Origin of the sequence: Pseudaquidulcibacter saccharophilus (genome assembly GCF_019455445.1) — a bacterium.
Classification (GTDB): Bacteria; Pseudomonadota; Alphaproteobacteria; order Caulobacterales; family Aquidulcibacteraceae; genus Pseudaquidulcibacter; species Pseudaquidulcibacter saccharophilus.
Genome location: NZ_JAHWUS010000001.1, coordinates 551748 through 567471, shown reverse-complemented (window position 1 = coordinate 567471; position 15724 = coordinate 551748). Strand labels below are relative to the sequence as shown.

Below are 15724 nucleotides of genomic sequence, written 5' to 3'. Positions count from 1 at the left end.
GCAACACTATTTTAAATAGGCATGCAAGTTTTTACACAAGCACGAATTATAGTTCACGCCAGCCCAAGAACCAATCGGCGAAATTTTGCAGGCCTGTCTTGATGTCTGTGGTCGGTTTAAAGCCGTAATCATCGGAAATCGCCGCAATATCAGCACAGGTCTCAAAAACATCGCCTTTTTGCATTGGTAAAAATTCCTTGATTGCCTTTTTACCCAATGCGCTTTCCAAGGTTTCAATGAATGTCATTAATTCGACGGGCTTGTTATTGCCGATATTATAGACCTTGTGCGGCACATTTTCGAAATGCGCACCGCGTGTTGCAATGCGGGTTATGCCATCAACAATATCGTCAATATAGGTAAAATCACGGCGAAGTTTGCCGTTGTTGAAAACCTTTATTGGCTTGCCAGATAATATCGCATCACTAAAGCCCCAATACGCCATATCGGGGCGCCCCCACGGGCCATAGACGGTAAAAAACCGCAAGCCGATTTGCCGCAAGCCATAAAGACTTGCATATGAATAAGACATTGCCTCACCCGCGATTTTGGTGGCGGCATAAAGCGAAACCGGCTTGTTCACAAATTCAGTTTCTTTGTATGGCGGGGTAGAATTATTGCCGTAAACCGATGATGATGATGCATAAATCACCAACGGGGAGCGGGCATGACCACGCGCAAATTCCAAAACCTGCAAATGCCCAGAAAGGTTGGAATCAGCATAAGCAAATGGGTTTTGAATGGAATATCTTACGCCTGCTTGTGCCGCAAGGTGAATGATTATCTCAAATTCGCCAAGTTCGGGCTTGCGGGAATTAATCTCATTCAGATCCATTTCGATAAATTCAAAACCCTGAAGCGGGCGCAAACTATCGAGGCGAGAAACCTTTAAAGCCGGGTCATAATAATCATTTAAATTATCAATACCCGTCACCTCATGCCCCATGCCAAGCAATGAATGGGAAACATAAGAACCAATAAAACCCGCCGCACCGGTTACAAGAATTTTCATCTGGCTTAAATAGAGGATTTTATTGGTTTTGATAAGAGGGCTTAATGGTTTTGATTAAGCCGTCTCTATCAGCCCGCGTTCTGCCGCCATTTCGCGCACGATGAGGTAGGAAAAGTTGCAGACTTTTCCGTAAACCGAAGAGCAAATAAAATAAATGCGCGAATTATGCGGTCTCTATTAATCCGCGCTCTGCCGCCATTTCGCGCACGATGAGGTAGGAAAAGTTGCAGACTTTTCCGTAAACCGAAGAGCAAATAAAATAAATGCGCGAGTTATGCGGTTTCTATTAATCCGCGCTCTGCCGCCATTTCGCGCATTGCATCTTGTAGCTTTTCAAATGCGCGAACCTCAATTTGGCGAATGCGTTCACGTGAAACCTGAAACTCTTCGGCCAAATCTTCCAAAGTTGTTGGATTATCTTTTAGGCGGCGTTCACGAATAATTTTCTGTTCACGCTCATTAAGTTTTGCCATTGCAGTGGTCAAAAGCTCCATGCGTGCGTCATATTCTTCATTGCGTGCCAAGACGGTTTCTTGTGAATCTTCATCTGATGCCAACCAATCTTGCCATTCTGCGCCACCCTCTTCGCCACCAATTTGCACGTTCAAAGATGCATCTGGGCCAGACATACGGCGGTTCATATTCACAACTTCTTCTTCAGAAACGCCTAATTTAGTTGAAATATCTTCAAGTTGTTCTGGACGAAGATCACCGTCTTCAACCGCCTGCATTTTATTTTTTAAACGGCGTAGATTAAAGAACAGCTTTTTCTGTGCGGCGGTTGTACCCATTTTTACAAGGGACCAAGTACGCAATACATATTCCTGAATAGAGGCGCGAATCCACCACATTGCATAGGTTGCAAGGCGGAAACCTTTTTCGGGGTCAAACTTCTTGACCGCTTGCATAAGGCCGATATTACCTTCGGAAATAACCTCTGCCATTGGTAAACCATAACCACGATAACCCATCGCCATTTTGGCCACCAAACGCAAATGCGATGTCACAAGGCGTTCCGCAGCTTGTGGATCTTCGTGTTCACGCCAACGTCTTGCAAGCATGTATTCCTCATCCTTGGCAAGCATTGGAAACTTGCGGATTTCAGATAAATAACGCTGCAAACCCTGTTCAGGACCTAAGGTAAGAGTCAAAGAGGTTGTATTATTAGCCATTTTATTCCCGCAACTTTAATTCATGAGTATTCAACTTAGGAATTAAATGAGGCAAAAAAAAGGGGTAAAAATAAAGATATGATTATGTTTGTGCAGTGGGCGATTAAACAACGGCTTCTGCACACTTCATGCAAAAGCCGTTAAATTTAAGCAAAGGCACAAAAACTTGTGCGGCGAATACTATAATCCAAGCACATCGTGCATGTCGTATAATCCATGCGGTTTATCGACGACCCAAAGTGCGGCTTCTAGCGCACCTTTTGCAAAAGTGCTTCTGTCCCATGCCTTGTGCGATAAAACCAGGCTTTCAGTTTCTGATTCAAACCGAACATCGTGTTCGCCAACAATGCCACCACCGCGAATTGCCGAAAATCCAATCGAGCCTTTAACGCGTGCGCCTGTTATGCCTTCACGGGCAGGGGTGCGAATTTCTGATAATGGTTTGCCACGCCCCTCTGCCGCAGATTCACCTAAAAGAATCGCTGTGCCTGACGGTGCATCAACCTTGCGGCGGTGGTGCGCCTCAATAATTTCAATGTCCCAATCTTCACCAAGAACTGCCGCCGCTTTTTTAACAAAGCCAGATAGTAAATTTACGCCCAGCGAAAAATTTCCTGTTTTCACAATGGCAAAATGTTTGGCATAGGCTTTGATTTTTTTGTTTTCTTCTTCGCTGAAACCCGTTGTGCCGATAACAACGGCCTTACATTCTGTGGCTTTTAATGCCTCCAAAGTGGCAAGGGTCGCAGCGGGACGCGTAAAATCAATAAAGACTTTTGCATTTTTTGCGGCAACAGTAATGTCCGAAGAGATTTCACCACTTACATTCAAGAGGTTTAGAGCATCTGAAATGTGCTTGTTTAATGCGGCACTATTCGGGGCCTCGGTCCCGCCAACCAACATAAAACGACCATCCGCCGCAGCCATTGCAGCAAGATTGCGCCCCATTGCACCCATAATCCCGGCGATTGCGATTGGTTTTGGCATTGTGACCTCCATTATAAGTTAAAATATTTTTCGATTATTTTATAATAAATATCGCGCAAAGCATAAATATCTTTGGTCGCAACATTTTCGTTTATTTTATGCAAGGTTTTACCAACAATACCAAATTCAACAACTGGGCAATAATCCTTGATAAAGCGGGCATCAGATGTGCCGCCAGTGGTCGATAATTCTGGGGTTAATCCGGTAATTTCCTTTGCGGCATCCTGAATTATATCGGTAAAATGGCATGGCTTGGTAAAAAATGGCTCACCAGAAATGGCAATATCGGGTTTTAATTCCGCACTCATACGGGCATTTACATCGTCACAAGACTTTTCAATCCATTGTTTTAATGAATTGCCACTATGATTAGTGTTAAAGCGAATATTAAACCGCGCAGTGGCATTCTCTGGGATAACGTTGCTTGCCGGATTGCCAACATCAATCGTTACAATTTCAAGATTGCTAGGTTGAAAACCCTCTGCGCCATCGTCTAATTTATTGCTTTGCAGAAGATGCAAAACCTCAACCAATGGCGGGATTGGGTTTTTGGCCAGTGTTGGATAGGCAACGTGCCCTTGAACGCCATGCGAATTAATGGTGCAATTAATTGACCCACGGCGACCATTTTTAATCATATCGCCCAACACCTCTGGGCAGGTTGGCTCACCAACTATGCAATGATCTATTTTTTCACCGTCTTGGGCAATTGCCGGCAATAGTTTGCGCGTGCCATTAATTGCCGCCCCTTCTTCATCACCAGTTATTAGCAGAGAAATAGAGCCTTTGGGCGCGCCAATTTCTGTTAAATATTTTTGAACCGCCGCAACCCATGCCGCAATTGCGCTTTTCATATCGCACGCACCGCGACCAAATAAATCACCATCAATTATTTTGGCTTCAAAAGGCGGATTATTCCATTTATTCAAATCACCAGTCGGCACAACATCGGTATGCCCCGCAAAGCATAAATTTGGTGAAGCATCACCAAGGCGGGCATAAAGATTATCGACATCTTCAAAAACATAGCGTTTGGTTTTGAAACCCAAATCCTTTAAAACGTCTTCTAAAAGATTAAGTGCGCCGCCTTCGATTGGTGTTACCGATGGGCAGTTGATTAAATCAATTGTGAAATTAACGGGGTCGATATTATTTGGTGCCATTGTCATTAAGTCTAATTCTTTTGTTATAATCTGCCCGCTATATAATGAAATTGCATAGATTAAAACTATGAGTATAACAAAAAAACCATGACAAATAAAAAAACTGATGTTTTCCTTAATTATTTAAAGATTTTTATTGGCGCTTTATTAATTGCGTCAATTGTCTTTTATGTTTACCATAATCGCAAAAGCGTCGAAACGGTTTATGGTGAAAAACCACTAACCATCAAGGTTTTTCCACAATTAGAAAACCAATTAGGCGATGTCCGCAGAATAAAGATAACACACACAAAAGGTGCGATACAGCTTATACGTCAAGGTAATGAATGGATTATGCCGGAACGGTCAGGCTTCAAAGTTTCAAAGTCTTATTTAGAGAGCTTCACCAACGCGATGTTAAATTTGCGACAAGGTGATTTGGTGACTTCTGACCCCGCAAAATTTGATTCACTTCAGGTCGGAGAACCCGTTGAATTCGGCCGGGGAAATATTGTTGAATTTTTTGATGCCCAAGACCAGCTAATTGCCGGAAGCCATATTGGTCAAGTTGGTGATGCCGCATATGTCCGCGTGCTGGGCGAAAATCAGGTTTATAATGCGTCACCGATTTCAATTGATATGACTGATATTTCACAGTGGCTTGAGTTGGATTTTTTAAATGTTTCACCGGAAAACATTGTTGCAACCTCATTAACCACACCCATGGGGCATAAGTTCGATATAATCCGCAATGCAACGGGTGACTTTAAAGCTAATGAAAGAACCAGTGAAAAGTCGGGAATCAATATCACACGCGCGGCAATATTAATTAGCAAAATCAAATTCAAAGACGTTGCGCCAGCCACAAGGATTTCTTCACCGCCAAAAGCCAGTGAAATTGTCACGCTTAAGAATGGTGAAAAAATTGAAATCAGGCTTATTGAACAATACCACCTTTATTGGGTTAAAATAAAAGCACTTTCGAATAGCGAATTTGCAAATGAAATCAATAAAAATGCCGATGGATGGGCTTTTGAAATTGATAAATCAATTGCTGATGATTTTGTGGTGAAATAATACTAATATACTATTGTTTTTGTGCTTATTAGTTGCAAAAGGTCTTGAACTCAAAAAAATTATTGTTTATTGGGGCGACAGGAAAATATTGATATGGCAAATGTAGATACCGATAAAATGCACTTCTCTCTCGTCTCTCCTGAGCGTGAGTTGTTTTCAGGCGATGTTGATCAGGTTGTTGTTCCTGCGGAAAGCGGTGAATTCGGCGCATTGAAATTGCATGCCGCAACCATGAGCGTGATTAAAAAAGGCATCATTAAAATTTTTGAAGGCAACACAGAATCAAAAATGTATATTGGTGGTGGCATTGCCGATGTAACCCCAGATGGCGTTACTATCCTTGCCGAAGATGCAGTTGATTTAAAATCAATTGATAAAGACGCTGTTGCAGCTGAAATTAAAAATGCACAAGAAGATTTGCGCGATGCAAAAACTGATGCAGATAAAGCTTCAACCTCTGAAAAATTAGAGCGTCTTGAAACCATTCTTGCAAACGCCTAATATCTTACTCTCCCATATTGGGAATTTAAGTGGTGAAAAATAATGCGCTTTTTGGTGGCTGGTAATACCGGTCAGTTAGCGGAGTCCCTTTTAAAAAGGGCTTCGGTTTTTGGCGCGGAAATTATATCAACCCATGAAGATAGCGACTTTTCCGTTGCCGATTTGCAAGACCAAATAAATAATACCAACGCTGATTTATTTATAAACCTTATTGGTATTTCACACCCTGATTTTTATAGCGAAAATATCACTAGTAGTGACAGGCTGGAACTAATTGACCTTGTGCAAAATATGGCAAAGGCCAGTGCGGCATCCAATATTCCAATCATTCACCTTTCTGGCCATCAAGTATTTGATGGCAAATCAGAAGATGGATACCTAGAAAGCACTGCACCTTCAGCAGAACGTGAAATAGGACGAATTGGCATTATGGCAGAGGATGCAATTGCGCAATTCAATCCAAACCATGTTATTTTGCGAACTTCATGGCTATATGGCCCCGATTCAAAAAGTTTCTTTACAAAAATGGTAAAGATTGCCGAATTGGAAAATGATCTGACCTATGTTGCTAGAAAGCGCATGGGCTCACCGACATCGGTACATTCCCTTGCTGAAGGCATATTTGAAGTTGCTGCAAATTTGCATAGTATGAAAGACAATCGTGACTTGCGGGGGACTTTTCATATTGCTAATTCGGGAACTGCTTCACAATTGCGCTTCGCGCGTTACATTTTAGCATATTGTCAGGAAATTTCGCAAAAACACAGCGATGAAATCAGGAATCAGAATTACGAATCCGATGCAAATAATATAATAACTCAGAATGCCGCATTGAATTGTGATAAATTGCTATTCTCACATGGTGTTGAATTGGATGATTGGCGAAATGCACTTAGGGATATCCTAAACGAAAGTTTTGGGACAGTTTTGGAAAATAATAACAATGACGAATGATACAATAATTGCTTTTGCCCACAAACTTGCAGACTCTGCTAGTGCTGCAATCCTACCTTATTTTCGCACAAGATTAAGTGTCGATAACAAGGCTACAAGTGGTTATGATCCAGTCACACTTGCTGATAAAGCCGCTGAAACCATCATGCGTGAAATGATTGAAAAATACCGCCCAAATGATGCAATTTTTGGCGAAGAATTTGGCGAAAAAGAAGGCACATCAGGCTGGCAATGGATTCTTGACCCAATTGATGGCACGCGCGCATTTGTTGCCGGCACCTCAACTTGGGGCGTGTTAATTGGTGCATATTTTAATGGTGAGCCTAAAATTGGCATTATCGCCCAACCCTTTACTGGTGAAAGGTTTGTAAGCGATGGCGGCAAAGCAAAATGGCAACAAAAATCAAAAAGCAAAATTATCAAAACTGAGCCGAGCGTAACACTTGATACTTGTGTGCTTGCAACCACTGACCCGTTTTTATTTACAGGCGATGAGGTAGACGCATTTGGTAAATTACGTGCCCGCGCACCAATCACCCGCTACGGTCTTGATTGCACTGCATATGGTTTATTGGCCCAGGGTAATATTGGGCTTGTGGTTGAAAACGGTTTGAAATTATTTGATATTGCCGCAATTGTGCCAATCATTGAATGCGCCGGTGGTCACTTTACCGATTGGAAGGGCAATCGTAACATAAGTGGCGGTCGGGTTATTGCGGCGGCAAACAAAACTATACTTGATGAAGCCGTGGCAATCCTATCAGGCGTGGAATAAAATCTTTATTGCGGCAATTCCCCAAATTGCGAGCAAGACAACATTCCCAATTGCGAAAACAAGAAACCGCAAAATAACGTGATTGAAAAATATATGCACAATGGAATGCACAATACGCATTCCAACATAAACCCATGCCAAACCAACTAATAAATTGTTTGTGACACCAGTCATCTGGATAACAATTGTTATGAAATAAAATAACGTCGGAAGCTCGGTTAAATTCATATAATTGCGATTGGGCAACTTCACATAATCAGGCAGTCTATCTGTTTCACCCAATTTGAAGTCTTTGGCAGTTGCGCTTTTATGCCCCACCGCCCAAAATCTTGTTATTGGTATCATTAAAAGCACGCAAAACGTCCAAAAACCCAATACAATGGCAGGTATAATAATTTGCATTTTAAGAAACCTAAATAAAGATTTGAAAAGACAAATACAGCTTGTCGCAATTCAAAAAAAATGTAAAACTATAATCAAAGAAATATACAGTGTAATTTCACCGAAATAATTACCCATTATGGGCAATTCGGTAAATATGGGGTTTTTATGGATATTGGTCAAAGTATGCGCCTTTTGGGTGCCAAAGTTCGCGGTTTATTTACAGCTAAACCAAAAACCGACCCTTTTTCTGGTTCGGATGTTCCGCCCGCGCAATTAGCACCCGATGCCGAACCTAAAAAGAAAAAGAAATCTTGGAAAACTATTTTGGTTCTTGTCTTGGTGCTTGGCATCATTCCGGCATATTATTTCCTTGGTGCGGTATTTACACATCGCATTAATGACCAATTAAATTACAAGGTTCCTGCACCATCAAATGGCAAATCAACCACGGTTGAGGTTATTGCAGGGCTAATTGACCGCGAAGTTAACAAAACCAAATGGGCCCCAAATGTTCAACCTTTTGAACCTGCGGCGATGCTGCGTTTTGGTGGCAATATGGTGAATTTCCAATCTGGTCTTATTCGTGCGCTTTCAACCACTGTTTATGAAATGGAAAACCGCCTTGCACGGACACGCGGCACCTCACAGGCAGACGTTGATATGGCGGCGGCACGTCAAGGTTTATCGCGCTCTCCTGAAACTTGGATTCTTGACCCTCTACCAACTTCATCTGCCGACCATGAGTATCGCAAAGCACGTGAAGCATTGATAAGGTACAATAACCGCCTTGCATCAGGGCAGGCAGTTTTTGAAGTTCGCGCCGATAACCTTCAAGGCGTGCTTGACCATATCGCGCTTGATTTAGGCGGGGTTTCTGATTCCCTTGATAAACAAATGGACGATGGCAGAAAGGTTTTCATCGATCGCCGCGCCGATAAATTATTCTATTATGCCAAAGGTGAGGCATATGGTTATTTCATTGTATTACGCGCCCTACGTGAAGATTATGGCAGCGTTCTGCAACAACGCGGCGTTGATAAATTATATTCAGAAATGCTTACCGAGCTTGCGATGGCGGCACAAATGCGTCCGCCAATCGTGCAAAACGCTGCACCTGATGCACTATTGATACCAAACCACCTTGCAATGGAAGGGTTTTATATCCTTCGGGCGCGGGCAAAATTGCGCGAAATCACCGCTGTTTTGCAAAATTAATAAACAGGTGAAAAATGGGTGAACAAAGAAAAATTCTGTGTATTGCCGATGGTTCGCATGAATGCCGAACCGCTGTTCTCTTTGGGGCAGAACGGGCAATGCGCAATGGTTCAGCATTAGTTATAATGTGCGTGATTAATTCGGCAGATAATTCATTGGTGTCGGCACTTGGCGCCGGTGTTCTTGAAGAATTACGGCTTGAGGCATTAGATAACCTTCAGGAATTGTCACAAATCGTAAAACAACGAACGGGCATCGTCCCGCAATTATTGATCAAAGAGGGTGAAATCCATCAAGCACTTCGTGAATGTATTAACGAAGATGCTGCGATTAAAACCCTTTTGCTTGCGGCGGCATCATCCAAAAAAGGTCCGGGTCCGTTGGTGGTTGAGGCAACACGTGGCACAATGGCACTTGGGGTTCGCCCAATTGCGATTATGATTGTCCCCGAAGAATTAAGCGACAGCGAAATAAGCGAACTGGCAAGTTAATTTCTTTGGCACTTGACCTTACCCCACCCTCATCACTATATGTTGCATAAACAAGGTTACAATTAATGTTTATACAAACCGAAGCTACGCCAAACCCAAATACGTTGAAATTTATTCCAGGTCGCCATGTTTATGACGGCATATTAGAATTTCATGGTGCAATCTCCGCGGATATGTCGCCTTTTGCGCAAACGCTTTTCAAAATTGATGGTGTTCGTTCGGTTATGTTTGGCGAAGATTTTATATCGGTTTCAAAAAACGCAGATATTGAATGGGCACATATCAAACCTGAAATCCTTGGCACGATTATGGACGGCTTTGTATCCAATGTTCCGCTTTGGGTTTCTGATGAAAAGCCTGTAAAGTCACCCAAAAAATATGAGGGTGAGGCCGCGCAAATCGTTGAAGAAATTGAACAATTGCTTGAAACCCGCGTCCGCCCTGCTGTTGCCCAAGATGGCGGCGACATTGAATTTGAAGAATTTGATATGCAAACCGGCGTGGTTTATTTACGCATGCGCGGTGCATGCTCTGGCTGCCCATCATCAACAATTACCTTGAAAAACGGTGTTGAAAATATGATTAAGCACTATGTTCCAGAGGTTACACGCGTAGAACAAATAATCTAATTATTTATTCTTTCTTGCCATTAACAACCCATCACCAATACCAACAAGATTGGCGGTAACGCGCGGGTCTTCCATAATTGCCTTGGTTAAATTCACGATGGCATTGGTTTCTTTGTCATCTGCTTCGGGGGCAACAACTTTGCCATGACGCAGCATATTGTCAAAAATCATAAGACCACCTGGGCGCAATAGCTCAAGCGCTTTTTCATAATACACTGGATATTTTGCCTTGTCGGCATCGATAAAGACGAAATCCACATTGGCCTTGTACCCTTCGGCAATAAGTTCGTCTAATTTTTCTTCGGCCTGTCCGATACGCGGCTCAATAACATCATCGACACCCGCCATCGCCCAATATTTTTTGGCAATATCAATATATTTATGCGACATGTCCAAGGCGAACATTTTTGCCCCTGGTCCAGCAGACTTACGCAATGCCAACGCAGTTGTAAGCGCAGAATAACCAGTGAAAACCCCAATCTCAACCGCAATCCGTGCCTCTATCAAACGCACCATAAATGCCATAAAGCCACCTTGTTCACGTGCAATTTGCAGATTGCCACGCGGATGCTCCGCAGTTTCTTCACGACAAAGCTTTTGTGCTTCATGCTCGTCATAATTGATTTCGTTGATATAATTGAAAATCTCTGGGGTAAGGGTAATAGTTTCACGTGTCATAAGCGGCTATTAAAGGATATTTTCGTTTTCGCCAAGATTATTTTTCTTTAACCCAAAAATCATAATCGCAGCAATGATACACAAACCGCCAAGAATCGGTGATCCATAGGAATCCTGCCCCTGCCATAAAAGGTAATTATAATTATAGTGCATATTAACCACAGACGGTTTAACCACAAGCTCCAAGAACGACCAAACACCATGCGCGGCAACAACACTCAAGAATCCATGTCGCTCAAACAACACCGCCATTAGCAAGCCAAGACATATTGAATTAAAAATATATAATGGCTGATAATAACCCTGTGCCGCCTGCAATGCCGCAAAGCCAATTGCCGCAATAATTATTGCCACCTTATCACCAAAGAATTGTTTGGCGCGGGTTTGTAATACGCATTGTAGCAATATTTGCTCGGCAAGTGCATGAAGCAGCATTAAAACCAACGCAATTGCAAAAGTTGGAATTGAAAAATCTTTGACAAATGTAAAATTACTGATTGCCTTGGAATAAAATAGTGCGCCCCAAGCCACAGATAAAATCATAATTATGGTTTCAAGACCCGCCGAAAAACCGCCAAAACCACCCCAATTAATTTGAAACGCTTTATTCGCTTTTGCATAAATCAGGAATAAACATAGCGCTATTATTGCGTTAATCACCTCACGCAGGGGAATTGATGCGCCCATATTGGCAAGCCGATAGCTTAGAAGCAAAGAAAAGCTTCCGGCAAAATACGCACCGGCAACGGCAAAAATGAATATTGATAATAGGTTTAATATCTTCGTCATTAATCAAAAAACAAATAAAACAGAATTATGATATTATTACAGTAAAAAAGCAGCCTAAATACGAAATGACAACATATTATTAAATTTTTAACCATAAATTATTTTTGATTAGAAAATTAAATTATGAATTTGCCGCCACATATATTTCTTTTGGTTACCATCCTTAGCGCCTTTGCACTAGGGCTTTTAGTTGCGCGTATCTATTATACTTGGCGTTTTAACAAACAATCAAAAATATATCGTACCGAACAGGCAAATTTGGGTGATTCTTTCTTAATGCTGCGCAATGCACGCACATTGGGCATGTTATGGCGCATTGATGACGATGCCGATGATGCCAACCCACCAGAATTAATCGGTGACACAGATTTGCAAAAGCATTTTGCATCATTGCTTGGTTGTCCTGCTGATAAAATTTATGAAACCCTTGTTATGGGCAATGAAACTTTAAAGGCACAGATTAAAGCATTGCGAACTAATGGTTCATCATTTGAAACCTTTGCCCATAGTCTTGAAATTGCCGGCGAAACCGATGGTGCAAATGCGATTCTTTTGCTTCGCCAAGCACCTGTGAATTACGGCGCGCGCGGCACAAATAGTTTTTCTTTCCCTGTCTTTATTTGCAATTCAGAAGGTCAACTTTTATGGGGCAATAAGGCATTCTTAAACGCCGTTGAAATCGCAAATATCGATGACGCGGTAAAAGAAAACGCCCGCCTTGATAGTAAAATTGCCACCGACATTCTTGACGCCCTAAAAGGCAAGCATGTAACCGACACACGCGCAATTTCGATTGATGGCAAACGCCGCATGATGCGTATTTTCCTTGCCCCAATTTATGACCGTATTATCGGCGCGGCAATTGATATTGAGGATGAGTATGCGCGCAATGAAATCCTTGTACGTGAGGCACGTGCCAACCTTGAAACCCTCAACCAGCTTACTGATGCGGTTGCAGTTTTTGACGCATCGCGCGAATTAAAAACCTATAACCACGCTTTTGCGCGCCTATGGGGCTTTGAAGAAAGCTATCTGGATGAGGCGCCAACCCATTCAGAAATTCTTGATCGCCTACGCGAACGCGCGCGCCTTCCACACCAAAGAAATTATATCGAATGGCGCAACGCCGAAATGGCATATTACCAAACCACACAGGCAATCCCTGACGAAACTTGGTCACTGCCTGACGGGCGCATTTTACGCGTAATGCGCCAAAGACAACCGACCGGTGGTCTTTTGGTCCTGTATGAGGATATTTCCGACAAAACCCTATTACAAGCGCAATTTAAAACCCAAATCGAGGTGCAAAGAACCACGCTTGATAAATTGCGTGAAGGCATTGCGGTTTTCTCCAGTGATGGCAAACTTACTTTGGCAAACGTTTCATTCCGCAAAATGTGGCAGTTAGATGATGCCGCAATGGATGAGCATAGGGATTTTGCCGCCCTCGCCCAAAATCTTAAAACCCTTTATGGCGATGAGAATTTCTGGGACGAATTATGGGCACGCGTATGCGACCCATCACCTGAGGGCCGCCGTGAAACCCAAGGATCTATTGAGCGTAATGACGGCACATACCTAACATGGCTTACCCGCCCACTACCTGATGGTGCAACCTTGGTTGCCTTTGTTGACGTAACAGCACATCACAAAATTGAGGCATTATTGCGCGAAAAAGCCCTCGCCTTAACCGAGGCCGACCGCCTTAAAACCTCCTTCCTTGAAAAGGTTTCATATCAATTACGGACGCCATTGAATACTATTTTGGGCTATTCAGATTTATTGACATCTGGCTTCTCGGGTGAATTAAGCGATATCCAAACCGAACAAATGAAATTTATTAAACAAGCCGGTGAGCAGCTTGAAACCATGGTTGGGCATTTGCTTGACCTTGCAATAATTGATGCAGGACAAGCGGCATTAGAATTAGGCGATGTTGATATAAAAGATGCCATCACCACAATTGCCGAAACTTCAACCACCAAATTAAATGAAACAACATTTAATCTTGTAATTGATTGCCCTGATAATGTCGGTAAAATTCGCGGGGACGATAAACGGTTTAGGCAAATTGTCGCCAATCTTTTAGGCAATGCGATGCGAAATGCAGTTGCCGGTGATGAAATTACAATTGGGGCAAAACGCATTGGCGAAAGCGTTAAGTTATTCATCGAGAGCCCTAATCACAGCAATTTAGGTCTGTTTGGTAATTTTGACTTTGATGCCTTTACTGAAGGTTCAAAACGTGGCGGCCTTGGCCTTGTATTGGTTAAAAAGTTTGTCGAAATGCACGGCGGTTGGGTCGCTATTGATTTGTCCAACAATGAAAAACTAAGGATTAATTGCCATTTTCCAGTAGTTGCCAAAGAGCAAATAGCAAACCCCGAACTGGAACTGATTTAAATCCCCCCTTGCCCATCAATACAATTCTGCTAATGCTGCGGGCATGAGTGAAACACGTCTTATTCTTGCCTCCCAATCAAAAATTCGTCGCCATGTACTTGAAAATGCGGGCGTAAAATTTGAAGCCATTGCATCAAATGTTGATGAGGAAATGGCAAAAATTGCACTTCGTGAAGCTGGGTTAAAACCGTCCGAGCAGGCACATGAACTAGCAAAATTAAAGGCGCAAAAACTATCACGTAAATACCCCGATGCCTTTGTAATTGGCTGCGATCAAATGCTGGCCCTTGATGGCGAGGTTTTTGACAAAGCAGCCGATATGGATGAAGCTCGCGAACGTCTTAAACATTTTCGAGGCAAAACCCATTATCTACAAAATGCAATCGTGATTTATAAAAGCGGTGAATTTATATGGCGCCATGATAGCGCCCCAAAATTAAAAATGCGCAGCTTTAGTGATGAATTTCTTGAAAGCTATCTCATCCAAAGTGGTGATAAAATTCTTTCTTCGGTTGGTTGTTATCAATTAGAAGGTTTGGGTATACAGCTTTTTGAAGAAATTTCCGGTGATTATTTTGCAATTTTGGGCTTGCCTTTATTGCCACTGCTGACATTCTTACGAAATCATAATATTGTAGCAGCATGAGCAAGATAAAAGCATCAACCGAACTTTATGGGATTTTTGGTTATCCCGCCAAACATTCACTATCACCGATTTTGCAAAATGGGTGGATAAATGATTTTGGCATAAATGCCGTCTTTGTCGGGCTGGAGGTTAAGCCCCAAGATTTTGCCGAGGCATTGAATGGCTTGAAGAAAGTTGGCTTTAAAGGCGGCAACATAACCGCGCCATTAAAAGAAGATATTGCAAAACTTGTTGCTTTCCCTTCCCATGAAGTGAAAACAATCGGTGCGGCAAACACAATCCGTGCAAAAGATGACGATTTTGAAGCCATTAATACCGATGGCATCGGTTTGACCGTGGATTTGGATTATAATTTCAAAGGCTGGCGCAGTGCTTGTAAAATTATAGCCATAATTGGTGCAGGTGGTGCGGCACGTGGCGTTATTTCAGCACTTTTAAGCGATGAAGTACGTGAAATCCGTTTTGTTGGGCGCACAATTTCGAAATGCGAAGAATTGGCGAATATCGGGCGAATTCTTGCTGGAAATCGCAACATTACTTTTAGTGTGTTTGGTTGGGATGAAATGGCACAGGGCCTTTCCGGTGCATCATTGGTGATAAATGCCACTACATTGGGTTTAAAAGGCGTTGGTGCATTGGATGTTGATTTATCGCCAACCACCAAAGACGCAATTATTTATGATATGGTTTATATGCCAACGCCAACTGCATTCACAATTGCGGCAAACAACCAAAAAAGACGTGGTCTAAACGGGCTTGGCATGTTGGCAGGGCAAGGGGTTTTGGCGTTTGAATTTTGGTTTGGATCGCGCCCCGATTTTATGCGGGGGCTTGAACGCCTAAAAGCACAATTAAAATGAAAGCAAGGG

Annotated in this window: 17 protein-coding genes; 10 read left to right on the top strand and 7 right to left on the bottom strand. The window is 42.5% G+C overall.

What is annotated here, in order from left to right; genetic code table 11:
• Positions 1–46: 46 nt before the first annotated feature.
• From KXV15_RS02670 to dapE, 4 genes are all read right to left on the bottom strand, one after another.
• A complete protein-coding gene (locus KXV15_RS02670) occupies positions 47–1012 on the bottom strand; it encodes an NAD-dependent epimerase/dehydratase family protein (RefSeq protein ID WP_240006615.1) in 966 nt (321 codons plus the stop codon).
• 272 nt (positions 1013–1284) lie between these two features.
• The gene (rpoH, locus tag KXV15_RS02665; protein ID WP_240006614.1) at positions 1285–2184 is read right to left on the bottom strand and encodes an RNA polymerase sigma factor RpoH; all 900 of its coding nucleotides are present in this window, start codon (positions 2182–2184) and stop codon (positions 1285–1287) included.
• Positions 2185–2364: 180 nt separating this feature from the next.
• Positions 2365–3171: a 4-hydroxy-tetrahydrodipicolinate reductase gene (dapB, locus tag KXV15_RS02660; protein ID WP_240006613.1), complete on the bottom strand. Its 807-nt coding sequence runs from the start codon at positions 3169–3171 to the stop codon at positions 2365–2367.
• A gap of 11 nt (positions 3172–3182) precedes the next feature.
• The gene (gene dapE, locus KXV15_RS02655) at positions 3183–4340 is read right to left on the bottom strand and encodes a succinyl-diaminopimelate desuccinylase (RefSeq protein WP_240006612.1); all 1158 of its coding nucleotides are present in this window, start codon (positions 4338–4340) and stop codon (positions 3183–3185) included.
• Between the two features lie 81 nt (positions 4341–4421).
• On the opposite strand from dapE, the gene KXV15_RS02650 reads away from it, so the two are divergent.
• The 4 genes from KXV15_RS02650 (at position 4422) to KXV15_RS02635 (ending at position 7620) form a co-directional block, all read left to right on the top strand.
• On the top strand, positions 4422–5390 hold the full coding sequence (locus tag KXV15_RS02650) for a DUF4340 domain-containing protein (RefSeq protein ID WP_240006611.1): 969 nt from the start codon (positions 4422–4424) through the stop codon (positions 5388–5390).
• A gap of 93 nt (positions 5391–5483) precedes the next feature.
• Positions 5484–5891: an ATP synthase F1 subunit epsilon gene (gene atpC, locus KXV15_RS02645; protein WP_240006610.1), complete on the top strand. Its 408-nt coding sequence runs from the start codon at positions 5484–5486 to the stop codon at positions 5889–5891.
• A 54-nt stretch (positions 5892–5945) separates the two neighbouring features.
• Entirely contained in the window at positions 5946–6845 is a 900-nt protein-coding gene (locus KXV15_RS02640; protein WP_240006609.1) for an SDR family oxidoreductase, read from the top strand.
• The gene (locus KXV15_RS02635) at positions 6835–7620 is read left to right on the top strand and encodes an inositol monophosphatase family protein (protein WP_240006608.1); all 786 of its coding nucleotides are present in this window, start codon (positions 6835–6837) and stop codon (positions 7618–7620) included. The genes KXV15_RS02640 and KXV15_RS02635 overlap by 11 nt, the downstream gene beginning before the upstream one ends.
• Here KXV15_RS02635 and KXV15_RS02630 read toward each other — a convergent pair.
• Entirely contained in the window at positions 7606–8022 is a 417-nt protein-coding gene (locus KXV15_RS02630) for an MAPEG family protein (protein ID WP_275671530.1), read from the bottom strand. The genes KXV15_RS02635 and KXV15_RS02630 overlap by 15 nt on opposite strands.
• 147 nt (positions 8023–8169) lie before the next feature.
• Here KXV15_RS02630 and KXV15_RS02625 point away from each other — a divergent pair, with 147 nt between their 5' ends.
• From KXV15_RS02625 to KXV15_RS02615, 3 genes are all read left to right on the top strand, one after another.
• The gene (locus tag KXV15_RS02625) at positions 8170–9219 is read left to right on the top strand and encodes a DUF2333 family protein (RefSeq protein ID WP_240006606.1); all 1050 of its coding nucleotides are present in this window, start codon (positions 8170–8172) and stop codon (positions 9217–9219) included.
• A 14-nt stretch (positions 9220–9233) separates the two neighbouring features.
• Positions 9234–9710 (top strand): universal stress protein, encoded by a 477-nt coding sequence (locus KXV15_RS02620; RefSeq protein ID WP_240006605.1) that lies wholly within the window; start codon positions 9234–9236, stop codon positions 9708–9710.
• 65 nt (positions 9711–9775) lie between these two features.
• On the top strand, positions 9776–10339 hold the full coding sequence (locus tag KXV15_RS02615) for a NifU family protein (RefSeq protein ID WP_240006604.1): 564 nt from the start codon (positions 9776–9778) through the stop codon (positions 10337–10339).
• Here the strand turns inward: KXV15_RS02615 and KXV15_RS02610 are convergent, their stop codons facing one another.
• Positions 10340–11017, bottom strand: a complete 678-nt coding sequence (locus KXV15_RS02610; RefSeq protein WP_240006603.1) for an O-methyltransferase — start codon at positions 11015–11017, stop codon at positions 10340–10342.
• A gap of 9 nt (positions 11018–11026) precedes the next feature.
• The gene (locus KXV15_RS02605) at positions 11027–11806 is read right to left on the bottom strand and encodes a CPBP family glutamic-type intramembrane protease (RefSeq protein WP_240006602.1); all 780 of its coding nucleotides are present in this window, start codon (positions 11804–11806) and stop codon (positions 11027–11029) included.
• Positions 11807–11929: 123 nt separating this feature from the next.
• Here KXV15_RS02605 and KXV15_RS02600 point away from each other — a divergent pair, with 123 nt between their 5' ends.
• Genes KXV15_RS02600 through aroE form a run of 3 tightly spaced genes read left to right on the top strand, consistent with a single transcriptional unit; the run spans position 11930 to position 15715 of the window.
• Positions 11930–14209 carry a sensor histidine kinase gene (locus KXV15_RS02600; RefSeq protein ID WP_240006601.1) on the top strand — a complete coding sequence of 760 codons (2280 nt, stop codon included), beginning with the start codon at positions 11930–11932 and terminating at the stop codon, positions 14207–14209.
• A gap of 43 nt (positions 14210–14252) precedes the next feature.
• On the top strand, positions 14253–14855 hold the full coding sequence (locus KXV15_RS02595; RefSeq protein WP_240006600.1) for a Maf family nucleotide pyrophosphatase: 603 nt from the start codon (positions 14253–14255) through the stop codon (positions 14853–14855).
• Positions 14852–15715, top strand: a complete 864-nt coding sequence (gene aroE / locus KXV15_RS02590; protein ID WP_240006599.1) for a shikimate dehydrogenase — start codon at positions 14852–14854, stop codon at positions 15713–15715. The genes KXV15_RS02595 and aroE overlap by 4 nt, the downstream gene beginning before the upstream one ends.
• The last annotated feature ends 9 nt before the right edge of the window (positions 15716–15724 follow it).